The sequence below is a fragment of the Serratia sp. TSO36 genome, from assembly GCF_057808395.1.
Window position 1 is genome coordinate 56,132 of record NZ_JBJZOU010000024.1, and the last position, 13,864, is coordinate 69,995.

At 59.7% G+C, this 13,864-nt stretch carries 10 protein-coding genes and 1 pseudogene; 2 read left to right on the top strand and 9 right to left on the bottom strand.

The features are described from left to right. Positions 1–263: 263 nt before the first annotated feature. Positions 264–1,505 carry an MFS transporter gene (locus ACK3CV_RS21050; protein ID WP_164141196.1) on the top strand — a complete coding sequence of 414 codons (1,242 nt, stop codon included), beginning with the start codon at positions 264–266 and terminating at the stop codon, positions 1,503–1,505. A gap of 109 nt (positions 1,506–1,614) precedes the next feature. Here the strand turns inward: ACK3CV_RS21050 and ACK3CV_RS21055 are convergent. From ACK3CV_RS21055 to ACK3CV_RS21070, 4 genes and pseudogenes are all read right to left on the bottom strand, one after another. Next, a pseudogene (locus ACK3CV_RS21055) lies at positions 1,615–1,767 on the bottom strand (Hok/Gef family protein). Between the two features lie 333 nt (positions 1,768–2,100). Next, the gene (gene speB, locus ACK3CV_RS21060) at positions 2,101–3,021 is read right to left on the bottom strand and encodes an agmatinase (protein ID WP_004937606.1); all 921 of its coding nucleotides are present in this window, start codon (positions 3,019–3,021) and stop codon (positions 2,101–2,103) included. 195 nt (positions 3,022–3,216) lie between these two features. Next, positions 3,217–5,193 carry a biosynthetic arginine decarboxylase gene (gene speA, locus ACK3CV_RS21065; RefSeq protein WP_055311965.1) on the bottom strand — a complete coding sequence of 659 codons (1,977 nt, stop codon included), beginning with the start codon at positions 5,191–5,193 and terminating at the stop codon, positions 3,217–3,219. A 234-nt stretch (positions 5,194–5,427) separates the two neighbouring features. Then, complete coding sequence (locus tag ACK3CV_RS21070) at positions 5,428–5,571, bottom strand: hypothetical protein (protein ID WP_464017219.1); 144 nt, start codon at positions 5,569–5,571, stop codon at positions 5,428–5,430. Positions 5,572–6,101: 530 nt separating this feature from the next. Here ACK3CV_RS21070 and metK point away from each other — a divergent pair. Next, a complete protein-coding gene (gene metK, locus ACK3CV_RS21075; protein ID WP_164141194.1) occupies positions 6,102–7,256 on the top strand; it encodes a methionine adenosyltransferase in 1,155 nt (384 codons plus the stop codon). Between the two features lie 123 nt (positions 7,257–7,379). Here metK and ACK3CV_RS21080 read toward each other — a convergent pair whose 3' ends face one another. The 5 genes from ACK3CV_RS21080 to fhuA form a co-directional block, all read right to left on the bottom strand. Next, complete coding sequence (locus ACK3CV_RS21080) at positions 7,380–7,532, bottom strand: Hok/Gef family protein (protein WP_033649633.1); 153 nt, start codon at positions 7,530–7,532, stop codon at positions 7,380–7,382. A gap of 312 nt (positions 7,533–7,844) precedes the next feature. Beyond that, positions 7,845–9,833, bottom strand: coding sequence for a Fe(3+)-hydroxamate ABC transporter permease FhuB (gene fhuB / locus ACK3CV_RS21085; protein WP_103799173.1), 1,989 nt, complete (start codon positions 9,831–9,833; stop codon positions 7,845–7,847). Beyond that, positions 9,830–10,738, bottom strand: a complete 909-nt coding sequence (fhuD, locus tag ACK3CV_RS21090) for a Fe(3+)-hydroxamate ABC transporter substrate-binding protein FhuD (RefSeq protein WP_164141192.1) — start codon at positions 10,736–10,738, stop codon at positions 9,830–9,832. The genes fhuB and fhuD overlap by 4 nt, the downstream gene beginning before the upstream one ends. Continuing rightward, the gene (fhuC, locus tag ACK3CV_RS21095; protein ID WP_033649613.1) at positions 10,738–11,535 is read right to left on the bottom strand and encodes a Fe3+-hydroxamate ABC transporter ATP-binding protein FhuC; all 798 of its coding nucleotides are present in this window, start codon (positions 11,533–11,535) and stop codon (positions 10,738–10,740) included. Before fhuC ends, fhuD begins: the two co-directional genes overlap by 1 nt. Before the next feature lie 47 nt (positions 11,536–11,582). Beyond that, the gene (gene fhuA / locus ACK3CV_RS21100) at positions 11,583–13,781 is read right to left on the bottom strand and encodes a ferrichrome porin FhuA (protein WP_049196070.1); all 2,199 of its coding nucleotides are present in this window, start codon (positions 13,779–13,781) and stop codon (positions 11,583–11,585) included. Positions 13,782–13,864 lie beyond the last annotated feature (83 nt).

Here is a 13,864-nt window from a genome sequence, read left to right on the forward strand (position 1 = left end):
ACAAATGCGGGAAGGATCACGAAATAATGCACCGATATGAAAAACCTATGTCAGTTGTGCGCTCCCCTGCTAATTTATGGCAAAAAACGCGTTGATTCCGGCGACGCATTGCGCGTAAAAGTGTTTTCTCTCTGTCTTTCACACCCTATTTGATAACAATAATTTTACATCAGCCTCATCCTCCCGCGTTTGCGCTAACAGGCATCCTCGGGTGAGTTTGCTGCTGCCTGAATTCGTCAACCGCTCGCACTGAGGAACGCGCCGTGCAACAACGTCAACGCTGGTTTGGAGTGATCGCCCTGCTGTTTTTGATCGTTATCGCCTATGCGGATCGGGTCAATATCGCCGTGATGTTGGTCAATCCCGACTTCCTGCAACACTTCCAACTTGGCGGTGACCGCGCTCACCAGGGCACGCTGATGACGGTGTTTTTGCTCGGCTACGGGCTGTCCGCCATGTTGCTGACGCCGTTTCTGGAAACGCTGATGGGCTACCGCCGCGCGCTGACGCTGAGCGTGGTGCTGTGGGCGCTGCTCACCGCCGCCTCGCCGCTGGCGGGATCGCTGATGCTGCTGTGCGTGGTGCGCGCGCTACTTGGCGTCAGCGAAGGGCCGCTGTTCTCGCTGAAGACCATGTACATCGGCGAGCATTTCGCCGCCGACGAGCGCGGCAAGCCCAACGCGGTCAGCGCGCTGGGCGTTTCATTGGGGCTAGTGCTCGGCTTTCCGCTGGTGAGTTTTCTGATGGCGCACTTCGGTTGGGCGATGTCGTTTCACCTGCTGGCGCTGCTCAACCTGCTGCTGGGGCTGGCGCTGGTGCGGCTGTTCGTTCACCCGCTCCCCTTATCCTCATCTTCACGCCCTGCCGATCCGCAACCGGTGCTGAACCGCGTCTGGCGCACCTTTGCACTGGCCTGGCGCACGCCGATGCTCGGCTGGATCCTGCTGATCGAGATCGCCACGCTCAGCTACCTGTGGGGCTCCAGCGCCTGGCTGCCGGCGTATCTGACCGATGAAAAGGGGTTTTCCATCAAGCAGATGGGCTGGATGGCCGCGCTGCCTTTCATCGTCAGCATCGCCTCCAAATACCTCGGCGGCGTGTTGCTCGATCGTATCCGCCCTTATCAGGCGCCGCTGATCTTCGTCTGCGGCGGCGCAGCGACCGCGCTGTGCATTTATGGCGTGATGCACAGCCATCAGCTTGGCTGGATCGCCTTCTTCCTGCTGGCGGCCAACGCCTGTTGGGGGGCGCAGGGCGCGGCGATACCCACGCTGCTGCAACATTATGCGCGGCCGGAGGCGGTCGGCAGCGCCTATGGGCTGATCAACGGCATCGGCAATCTGTTCTCGGCGTTTGTGCCGATGGTGATGGGCATGGTGATGGCCAGCCAGGGCAAGGTGTCTTCAGGCTTTGCGGTGCTGATCGCCTCGCAGCTGCTGACGCTGCTGGCGGGCGGCGCGCTGTTTGGCCGCATGTTGCTGGCACAGCAGATGAAGCGGGCATAAACCCGTTTCTCTGCCCTGTGCGGCGGAAAACCGAAAGCGTTGAGAGGGTGCTCGTGGATCTGGACGCCAACAGCCAGCAGACGGGGAACATCCCCGTCGCCGGGTTGCCTTACCGTTCGGATTCGTAAGCCAAAATGGCCGCAACCTCCGTATTGCCCGCTCGGATCCGCAGCTCACACAGCGTGCTGCGGGTTATGCATGCCAGTTATATTACCGTGGCACAAATAACCACCAATTTTAACAGGCTCCGTTTGTTCGGCATCATGCCTTCTTCTCCTTGCCTCGCGGCGGGTAAGAGGCTAACTTAACGTTGCTGGCGTTAGAGTAGGCCTCGGGTTGATGGATATCGACTCGGGGCTTTTCTCTTTGTACCTTTCACGCAGGCTCCAGATACAAAGATCCAGAGCACCCGCGCGCAGTATATTCATCCTCTCCACTCTCCCGATTCCTTTTTACTGACTCAGTTTCATTTCTGCGCGGTGTTGCGCAAAGGCACTGCAACGGACTGAGAAGGCAGCGCGGATGGCGACAAATGCAATAAAAAAGCGGCCCCCATACGATGGAGGCCGCTTTTTCGGCGAGGAGTAGCCTGGCGTCAGGCGTGTTTCTTGGCCGCCTGCAGGTACAGCATCTCCAGGCCCAGGGTCGCCGCGGCCAGCGCGGTGATCTCGGACTGGTCATAAGCCGGCGCCACTTCCACCACGTCCATGCCGACGATGTTCAGCGACTGCATGCCGCGCACCAGCTTCAGCGCGCGATCGGAGGTCAGGCCGCCGATCACCGGCGTGCCGGTGCCCGGTGCGAACGCCGGATCCAGGCAATCGATGTCGAAGGTCAGATACACCGGCATATCGCCGACGATGCCCTTGATCTGGGTCAGCAGGTCGTCCACGCTGCGATCGTTCACCTGCGCGGCGTCCAGCACGGTAAAACCGTTGTCATGATCGAACTCGGTACGAATGCCGATCTGCACCGAGTGGTGCGGATCGATCAAGCCTTCGTTCGGGGCATGGTAGAACATGGTGCCGTGGTCGAACTTGCTGCCGTTGGCGTAGGTATCGGTGTGGGCGTCGAAGTGCACCAGCGCCAGCTTGCCGAAATGCTTGGCGTGCGCGCGCAGCAGCGGCAGGGTCACGAAGTGGTCGCCGCCGAACGAGAGCATGCGCTTACCGGCCTTCAGCAGTTTCTCCGCGTGCGCCTGCAGCTTGTCGCTCATGTCCTGCGCGTCGCCGAAGTTGAACACGATGTCGCCGCAGTCAACCACGTTCAGACGATCGCGCAGATCGAAGCTCCACGGCCAACGGTTGCCTTCCCATGCCAGGTTGGTAGACACCTGACGAATGGCCGCCGGGCCGTGGCGGCCGCCGGCGCGCCCGGAGGTCGCCATGTCAAACGGAATGCCGGTGATGACCCACTCTGCATCGCTGTCGTAAGGCATGAAGTTCAGCGGAAAGCGCAGGAAACCAAAGGCGTTGGACACTAATGAATTATCGGACTGATGGCCTAAGGTGCTCATAGTAAACCCTCGTAGTTCAACAAGTTGCCGGGCGTAGACGCCGGGCCGTTACAAAAAAAAATCCCTCCCGCGTCGTTAGCCCGACGAGAAAGGGATTTGTTCGATGTTTGTTTCGGTGCTACCGATACGGCAGATTATGGCCGCATTTTATCCATGCTTCAAGGGGGCCGACATCGCCCCCCCTGAAGAGGGCGGTTACTCGTCTTCCAGATACGTGTAGCCGTACAGGCCGGCCTCAAACTCTTCCAGGAACTGCGCCTGCAGCTCGCTGTCCAGATCGGTTTCTTTGACCTGATCGCGGAATTTGGCCAGCAGCGCGCTCGGATCGAGCTGCACGTATTCAAGCATATCCGCCACGGTGTCGCCCTCGTCGGACAGTTCGGTCTCGACGCTGCCGTCCGGGAACACATACACGTCAACCGAGGCGGTGTCGCCGAACAGGTTGTGCATGTTGCCGAGGATCTCCTGGTACGCACCGACCATGAAGAAGCCCAGCGCCGGCGGGTTCTCCGGATCGTACGGCGGCATCGGCATGGTGGTTGCCACGCCGTCGCCGTCGACATAGTGGTCGATGGTGCCGTCGGAGTCGCAGGTGATGTCGAGCAGCACCGCGCGGCCTTCCGGCGGCTTATCCAGCCCTTCCAGCGGCAGCACCGGGAACAGCTGATCGATACCCCAGGCATCCGGCATCGACTGGAACAGCGAGAAGTTGACGTAGAACTTGTCCGCCATGCGTTCTTGCAGTTCGTCGATGATCGGACGGTGTGCGCGGTTGCTCGGATCGAGCTGCTGCTGGATCTTGTTGCAGATGTTCAGATACAGCTGCTCGGCCCAGGCACGCTTGGTCAGATCCAACATGCCGTGCGCGTATTGGGTATGCACGTCGTGCAGATCCATCTGGCTGTCGTGCAGCCATTCGCGCAGCGAGCGGCGGTTCTCCGGCTCGTTCATTTCCAGCCAGGTTTCCCACATGCTTTCCAGCGCGCGCGGCGCGTCGGCTTCCGGCGGCAGCGGTTCGCTGAATTCGTTGCGTTCTACGCCGATCACGTTGGAGACCAGCACCGTGTGGTGCGCGGTCACGGCGCGGCCGGACTCGGTGATCACCGTCGGATGCGGCAGGCCGTGTTCGTTACAGGCGTCGCCGATGCCCCAAATCACGTTGTTGGCATATTCGTTCAGGCCGTAGTTCACCGAGCAGTCGGACTGCGAGCGGGTGCCTTCGTAGTCGACGCCCAAGCCACCGCCCACGTCGAAGCACTGAATGTTGACGCCCAGCTTGTGCAGTTCAACGTAGAAACGCGCCGATTCGCGCACGCCGGTGGCGATATCGCGAATGTTGGCCAGCTGCGAACCCAGATGGAAGTGCAGCAGTTGCAGGCTGTCGAGACGGCCCGCTTCGCGCAGGGTCTCTACCAGCTTCAGCACCTGCACCGCCGCCAGACCGAACTTGGATTTTTCGCCGCCGCTCGACTGCCATTTGCCGGAGCCCTGCGAAGCCAGACGCGCACGCACGCCCAGGCGTGGTATGACGTTCAACCGTTCGGCTTCTTCCAGCACCAGGTTGATCTCGGACATCTTCTCGATCACCAGGTACACCTTGTGCCCCAGTTTTTCCCCGATCAGCGCCAGGCGAATGTATTCACGATCTTTATAGCCGTTACAGACGATCACCGAGCGGGTCATGCCGGCATGCGCCAGCACCGCCATCAGCTCGGCCTTGGAGCCGGCTTCCAGCCCCAGCGGTTCCCCGGAGTTCACCAGCGACTCAATCACGCGGCGATGTTGGTTCACCTTGATCGGATACACCAGGAAATAGCCGCCCTGGTAACCGAAGGACTCACGCGCGCGTTTGAACGCGGCGTTGATCGAACGCAAGCGATGCTGGAGGATCTGCGGGAAGCAGAACAGCGCAGGCAAACGCTGCCCGTCTTGCTGGCGCGTTTTCACCAGTTCTGCCAGATCGACGCGCGCCTGCGGGACATCCGGGTCCGGGCACACGCTGATATGGCCCAGCTCGTTGACGTCATAGTAATTGTTGCCCCAGTAGGCGACGTTATAAGTGCGCAGCATCTTGCTGGCATTACGATCATTCATGGCAACCTCCTGCATGGAGCGCAAAGATAAAGACTCGCCCGCAACCGGCGGGCGGTGAATCAACAGATCATCAGACATGGTTCGCCTCACATTCCGCACTGACGAAACCGTCAGCCACTATCGCAGCTACAACCCGCGAGAACAACCCAACAAGCCGCGCTGGCGGCAGCGAAGAGAACTGCCGTTCGCGGTCAGCGATCGGTTTATCACTCATATAATTGTAAGACACCCTGTTCAAACCTCGTGAATCGGGCCAAGAAACATCCCACAGGAAGGCTGCAGGCTACCCTTGTTCAGTTCTTCAGACGACCGTTAGCCGGCCCGAGAATCCTGAGTAGCGGCCAAGTGTTTATCGCACCTGGTAAGTGACAGAGAGACAAGACGGGAAATAGCAGAAGAATGTGCGCCAGAACGGCACTGCTGTTGGGAGCCAACAACCGGTAGACAACGGATCATTAATCCAACCACCTCCACGCGCGCCGTTCGGAGTGAACGACCCAGCCTCTAAAATAGTGTAAGAACGTGACCGTTCGATGAAGCGGCGGCGCTCACGGCGAACGCCTGCGACGGATAATAGCGCAACGCCGGCGAATGCAAAGCGGAAGTTTATCGCACCTTCCCCACCGCCAATCGCCGTACTGTGCAGCAAATGAACCGCGCGCGCAGTTTATACCGGTAAGCAGGTGAAAAAGCAAAATGAAAATTCGCCGAAAACTGTTTCAAGCGATGAAAATGGCGCCAACCCGTTTGCGCAAAAGAGCGAAAGCGCAAAAAATTACTGGCAATCTGGCTAAACCCTGACCTAAAATAGACGTCCAGATGTTAATCCATCTATACTGGTTAACTGATAAACTGCTTAACGGCTTTGCCTGAGGGGCGTTGCAGGATGCATCTCGCGCCATCAGCGGAAGACCCTTCGCTTTGATGCCGGATCTCCAGCGCTGTGCAGTAATTTCTAACCCGTCTTATGCAAGGTAAAGAACACAATGGCTAAACACCTCTTCACGTCCGAATCCGTCTCCGAAGGACATCCCGATAAAATCGCCGATCAGATCTCCGATGCCGTCCTCGACGCCATCCTGGAACAGGATCCGAAAGCGCGCGTCGCCTGCGAAACCTACGTGAAAACCGGCATGGTGCTGGTCGGCGGTGAAATCACCACCAGCGCCTGGGTCGATATCGAAGAGATCACCCGCAAAACCGTACGCGAAATCGGCTACGTTCATTCGGACATGGGCTTTGACGCCAACTCCTGCGCAGTATTGAGCGCCATCGGCAAACAATCCCCGGATATCAATCAGGGCGTTGACCGTACCGATCCTCTCGAGCAGGGCGCCGGCGATCAGGGCTTGATGTTTGGCTACGCCACCAACGAAACCGACGTGCTGATGCCGGCTCCGGTGACCTACGCACACCGTCTGGTGCAGCGTCAGTCCGAAGTGCGCAAAAACGGCACCCTGCCGTGGCTGCGTCCGGACGCGAAGAGCCAGGTAACCTTCCAGTACGACGACGGCAAAATCGTCGGTATCGACGCCGTGGTGCTGTCCACTCAGCATTCCGAAGACATCGCGCTGAAAGATCTGCAAGAAGCGGTGATGGAAGAGATCATTAAACCGGTCCTGCCGGCGGAATGGCTGACGGCGGGCACCAAATACCACATCAACCCGACCGGCCGTTTCGTTATCGGCGGCCCGATGGGCGACTGCGGCCTGACCGGCCGTAAAATCATCGTCGACACCTACGGCGGCATGGCGCGCCACGGCGGCGGCGCCTTCTCCGGTAAGGATCCGTCCAAGGTTGACCGTTCCGCGGCCTACGCGGCACGCTACGTGGCGAAAAACATCGTTGCCGCCGGCCTGGCCGATCGTTGCGAAATCCAGGTGTCTTACGCTATCGGCGTAGCGGAACCGACCTCCATCATGGTAGAAACCTTCGGTACCGAGAAAGTGCCAACCGAACAGCTGACGCTGCTGGTGCGCGAATTCTTCGATCTGCGCCCATATGGCCTGATCCAGATGATGGATCTGCTGCAGCCGATCTACCGCGAAACCGCTGCCTACGGCCACTTCGGCCGCGAGTACTTCCCGTGGGAAGCGACCGACAAAGCCGCGCTGCTGCGCGATGCCGCCGGCCTGAAATAAGCCCCGACATCAACATGAAAACGGCGAGCCCTGGCTCGCCGTTTTTTTTGAGCGGATGGGTGCTCCTGGATCAACGCATCGACTGCCGGCCGGCGGAGGCACCGCCCCCGCCGCCGGGTTGCCTTACCGTTCGGATTCGTAAGCCAAAATGGCCGCAACCTCCGTAGTGCCCGCTCGGATCCGCAGCTCACACAGCGTGCTGCGGGTTATCCATGCCAGTGATATTACCGTGGCACAAATAATCACCAGTTTTAACGGGCTGCGTTTGTTCGGCATCATGCCTTCTTCTCCTTGCCTCGCGGCGGGTAAGAGGCTAACTTAACGTTGTGACGCGTTAGAGTAGGCCTCGGGTTGATGAATATCGACTCGGGGCTTTTCTCTTTGTACCTTTCGCAGAAACTCCAGAGACAAAGATCCAGAGCACCCGCCCGCAGTATATTCATCTCACCGCCACGCCTCGCGCTCCTTTTCGCACGCAATATCGTTTTTGCGCACCCGTTCGCAGCGCCTTGCAACATCATGAAAAATAAAAAAAGGCCCAGCAACGCTGAGCCTTTGATGACAGAGAAAACGCAGCCGAGACGCCGCTTACGAGGTCTGCTTACGCAACAGATACACGAAGTACGGTGCACCGATAAAGGTCGCCAATAACCCGGCGGGGATCTGATACGGGAACAGCAGCATCCGTCCGCACCAGTCGGCAAACACCATCAGCAAGCCGCCCAGCAGCGCGGCGATCACCATTTGCGGCAGCGCGCGGCGGAAGCCCAGCATGCGCGCCATATGCGGCGCCATCAGCCCGACAAAGCTCAGCGGCCCTACGGTCAGGGTCGCCATCGCGGTCAGGGTGGCAGCCAGCAACAGAATGCTCAACCGCGCCGGCGTCAGCGCAATGCCCACAGAACGGGCGGTGGCGCCGCCGAGCGGCAGGATGGTCAGCCAGCGGCGGCACAGCGGCGCCAATACCAGCAATCCGGCGGCGATCAGCGCGGTGCGCAGCGCCTGCGCCGGCTCCACCGAATAGGTCGAACCGGAGAGCCAGGTCAGCAAGCCCCCCATACGCGGATCGCCGCTGGCCAACAGCAGGAAGATGACGGTGGTAAAGGCGGTGCTGAGCGCGATACCGGCCAGCAGCATGCGTTCGGTCGAGAAACCGCCGCGGCCTGCGGCGATCATGATGATCAGCAACGTAGCGGCCGCCCCCAGACTGCCGGCGGGCAGCAGCCACACGAAGGCGTCGCCCGGCACCATAAACAGCATCATCACGACGCCAAAAGCGGCGCCGGAACTGATGCCCAATACTTCCGGGCTGGCCATCGGGTTGCCGGTCAACTTCTGGATCAGCGTGCCGGCGACCGCCAGCATCATGCCCGCCGCCAGCGCCGACAGCACGCGCGGCCAGCGCCACGGCAGCAGAGCGTCCAGTTCCGCGCCCAGGCTCCAGTGCCAGCCGCCGGCATTTTTGCCCAGCATCAGCGCCAGCGCCAGGCCGATCAGCAGCACGAGGCCGCCCACCAGGATCCAGCCGGGCAGATTCCCGCGTTCGGCAGGCACCTTGTCGCCGAGGTTCATCGGCGGCGGCGTGGCGGCGCTGCGCAAACGCGGCAGCAGCCACAGCAGCAGCGGCGCGCCGAACAGCGCGGTGGCCGCGCCGGTCGGGATCTCGTGCCACACCTGCGTTACCCCGAGCATCACCTGATCGGTCAGCCACAGCAACAGCGCCCCCAGCAGCGGCGCCAGCATCATGCGGTGCGCCAGGCGGCGAGCCCCCAACATCTTCGCCATTAGCGGTGCAAACAGGCCGATAAAGCCGATAACGCCCACCGCACTCACCAACATGGCGCTGAAGATGATGGCCACCCCCAAAGCACAGAAGCGCGCCATCGACAGCCCTAACCCCAGGTTGCGCGCCACACCGTCGTCCAGCCCCAGCAGCGTCAGCGGGCGCAGCAACAGCGCCGCTAACAGGCCAGCCACCAGCAAACGCGGCAGGAGGAACTGCACGGCGCTCCAGTCCTGTTGGTTCAACGCGCCGGTGCCCCACAGGAACATGCCCTGCAGCTGATCGTAATTAAACAGCGCCAACAGGCTGTTGACCGCGCCGCAGTACAGCCCCAGCACCAGCCCGGCCAGAATCAGCGTGACCGGCGACATCCGCTTGCCCCAGGCGACGCCGAACACCAGCCCGCCCACCACAATCGCGCCCACCATAGCGGCCAGCTGGCGGGTAAACTCACCTCCCGGCAGCACCCACAGCGTGGCGATGGTCAGGCCAAGCTGCGCGCCGGCGGCGACGCCGAGCGTCGACGGCTCCGCCAACGGATTGCGCAACACCTGCTGGAACAGCACGCCGACCAACCCCAGACCGGCGCCGGCCAACAGCGACACCGTCAACCGCGGCAACAGGCTGTAATGGAACAGCATTTGCCGCACGTCGTCGATGTCCGGCGCGCTGAGCGCCCGCGCCCATTGCGCCGGCGGCAGCTGCTGCGCCAGATTGTATATCGTCAGGCCACCTGCCGCCGCCAGCAACAGTAGGATCAGCGTCAGCGGCAATTTCCGGATGCCCGAACTCATGACGCACTCTCCTGAGCCTGCGCCAGCAGGCGGCAAAACCGCATCGTCGACAGCGTGGCACCGTAGAACCACACCGCCGGCACCTGCCGCAGCTGGTTTTGCCTCACGAAGGGCAACGACTGCCACAGCGGCGTCGCGCTGACCTTGTCCATCATCGCCTGATTACCGTGATCGAGATAGATGACCCGGGCATTACGCACCGTGGCCAACCGTTCAATGCCCACCACCGCCGTGCCCCAGAAATTGGTTTCTTCCTGCCAGGCATTGCGGATGCCCAGTTGATCCATCGCTTCCTGGAACAGGTTTTTCTGGCCGATGATCAACGCATGGCGCGTGTCGATCAGCGAAAACAGCAGCAGCGGTTGCCGGGTGTAGCTTTGCAGGCGCTGACGCGCGTCCTGCATAAAGCGGTCAAACTGCGCCAGGTGCTGTACCGCGCGGCTTTCTATGCCCAATCGTTGCCCCAGCGCCATCAGCGACTGGCGGGCGACGGTCAGCGGTTTGCCGCTGCCGTCGTTGAAGCCAAAGCTCATGGTTGGCGCGATGGGTTGGATTTTTTGCGGCGTTGGGCCATAGCCTTGCGACAGCAACACCAGCGAAGGCTGGAGCTGCTGCAGCAGTTCGAGGTTAGGTTCGGTGCGCTGGCCGACGTCGACCACCGTCGCCGGCAGCTTCGGCTCCGCCACCCACAGGTTGTAGTTATGCACATCGGCCACCGCCAGCGGCGTCACGCCCAATGCCAACAGCAGTTCGATCGGCAGCCATTCCAGCGCCGCAACGCGGGCGATATCCGGCGGCGCATCCGCCGCTCGGCCGGGCAACGAGCCCAACAGCGGCGACAGCGCCAGCGCCATCAACAAACGGCGGCGCAGCGGATCGTGAGAAGAAGTGAATGCAGAGGACATCAGTAGACAAAACTCACCGGCGCGCCGCCGCTCGGGTGCGGCAACGTGCCCATAGGAATACCGTAAATTTGTTCCAGCACCGGCCCCTGCATCAGTTCCAGCGGGCCGCCCTGGGCGATCATTTCACCGCCGCGCAGCGCCACCAGATGGTCGCAATAGCGTGCCGCCATGTTGATGTCGTGCAGCACGGCGATCACCGTGAGATCGCGTTCGCGGCTCAGGCGCTGGATCAGCGCCAGCACCTCGACCTGGTGCGCGATGTCCAGCGCCGAGGTCGGTTCGTCAAGCAGCAGGCAGCGGCTGTCCTGCGCCACCATCATCGCCAGCCAGGCGCGTTGGCGCTCGCCGCCGGAGAGGCTGTCCACCAGGCGGCTGGCGAACGGCTTCAGCCCCACCAGCGCGATGGCCTCCTCCACCAATTGGCGATCGTTGGCGCCAAAACGCCCCAGCGCGCCGTGCCACGGATAGCGGCCGACGGCCACCAGCTCGCGCACCGTCATGCCTTCCGCCGCCGGCAACTGCTGCGGCAGGTAGGCCACCTGGCGGGCGAAGGATTTGCTGTCCCACTGCGCCAACGGCTGCCGATTGAGCAAAACCTGACCGCCGCTGGGCGCATGATGCCGCCCGAGCAGTTTCAACAGGGTGGATTTACCGGAACCGTTATGGCCGATCAGGCCGCAGACTTTGCCCTGGGGAAAACTGAGCGACAGCGGTTGCAACAGCACCCGGCCGGGGACGGCGAAGCTGGCGTTATCCAGCGCGAAGGTCGCGCCGGGATTAAGAAGTTTGTCCTGCATAGATCCTGCTTTGTCCGGGGCGACGCAGTGCCGCCCCGGCTATCCGGTTAGAAACGGAAGGTTGCGGTGGCGACCACCTGGCGTTCTGCGCCCCAGTAGCAGCCATAAGTAGCAAAGCAGCTGGAGACATATTCCTTATCAAACAGGTTGTTCACATTGATGCCAATCGAAGAGCCCGGCAAATTGAAACGCGCCAGATCATATTTTATCGCGGCATCAAACACCGTGTAATCCTTCACTTTAAACGTATTGGCCTCGTCACCATAGCTGGAGCCAACATAGCGAACGCCTGAACCCAAGGTCAAACCGCTAATCGCAGTTTCATGGAAGGTGTAATCCGCCCACAGAGAAGCCATGTGTTTAGGGATAGCAGAAGGTGTATTCCCCTGTAGCGAAGTATCTTTAGTATATTCAGCATCCGTGTAAGTGTAAGAGCCCAACAGATTGAGGTTAGCCGACAAGGCCGCTTTCGCCTCCAACTCAATCCCACGAGAACGGACCTCCCCTCCCTGGACGCTAAAGAACGGATGTTCTAAGTCAGCCACTTTATTGTTGGTTTTAGTCAACTGGTAAAGCGCCAAACTGGCGGTGATCGGACGATCCTTAGGTGCGTATTTAACCCCGGCCTCATACTGCTTGCCTTTAGAGGCAGCAAATGTATTGCCTGAGAAATCAGTGCCTGAGGTTGGCTCAAACGATTCGCTGTAGCTGACATAAGGCGCGATGCCGTTTTCGAAAACATAGTTCAAGCCAGCACGGCCGGTAAATTGGTTATCCTGCTGCTTAGAGACGGAATTCTGGTTCAGGCGATTGGTGCTATTGGTATCGCTCCAATCATAGCGCCCCCCCATCGTCAGAACCCAGTTGTTCCATTCAGCCTGATCTTGCACATACAGGCCGGTCTGCTCCTGACGGTTAACCTGACTGGCACCACCGGTAATGGTATAGCTCCGATTGCCGTACTGTGGAGCGATGACATTCAGATTGGATGCACTGCCATATTGATAAACAACATCATTGCGCATACGCATATAATCCACACCCATCAACAAGATATGGTCAACTTGCCCGGTCGCAAATTTAGCCTGTGCCTGTGTGTCGACCGCAAAGCTGGACATATGCTCTTTGGAATTCATCACGCCACGCTTCAGCTCAGCTGAATTATCTGGATCAATGCCTAGGCCGTAAATAGAACGGTAGTCCACATCCATTTTCGAATAACGCAGGTTTTGGCGCACGGTCCAAACATCATCAAAACTATGCTCAAAGGCATATCCGACCATTTGCTGCTTGCGGGAAATGTTGTTATAGCCAGGCTCACCATCGTTGAAACTGGTCGGTAACTTACCGTTGATACCATTTTGCACCGTACCTTCTTTCGGCAACCAGCCATAGAAGCCAACGCTAGGATCATCCTGGAAGCTGCTGAGGAAAGTCAAAGAAGTGCGATCATCAGGTCGCCAACTGAAGGAAGGAGCAATAGCATAACGTTTACTTTTCTCGCCAACCTGCTGCTGATCTTCATCGCGCGCAACCCCCGTCAGACGATATGAGTAAACCCCCGCATCATCCAAAGCGTCACTGAAGTCAAAACCGGTCTGGAACAGATTATCTGTCCCCATTTTGAATTGAACTTCGCGCAGCGTCTCTGTTGTCGGCCGCTTACTGACCAGCGCGACCACCCCACCAGGGTTGCTTTTGCCGTACAATACCGAAGACGGTCCGCGCAGTACTTCCGCTCGCTCAAGGAAGTAAGGGTCTATCTGATAAATCGAATAGTTATCGTCCTGCAGTTTCAGGCCATCCAGATACATATTGGTGCCTACCGAGCTGAAACCACGGATGTTCACTGCATCATAGGCGGTGGAGGCACCGCGATTCCCAATCATCACACCCGGCGTATAGGCCAGTGCGCCCTTCACCGTATCCGGCTGACGCATGTCCATCTCTTCACGCGTCACTACGGAAACGGACTGCGGGTTCTTCTCGATTGGCGTATCGGTTTTGGTACCGGTGGCGCTGCGTTTGGCGACATAGGTGCCGACCGGCCCCCAGGCGCTTTCCTGCTGGGCGGTATTGCTGCCGCCCACAACGGTAATCGTGTCTTCCTTGGCGGCCGGCTTGGCGTCGGCGGAAAAAGCTGGCATCGCCAGCGTGCCCAACGCCGCAGCGACGGTGATCGCTAACGCGCTGACGGGGGTACGGCCCTGCTTGGCCGCGGATGACGAAAGACGCTTGGTCGGCATAGTTGATTTCTCTGATGAATTATTAAATGAAGAATGTAAACGATAATAATTATTATAAGCGTCGCATTTTATGCAGAAGCCAA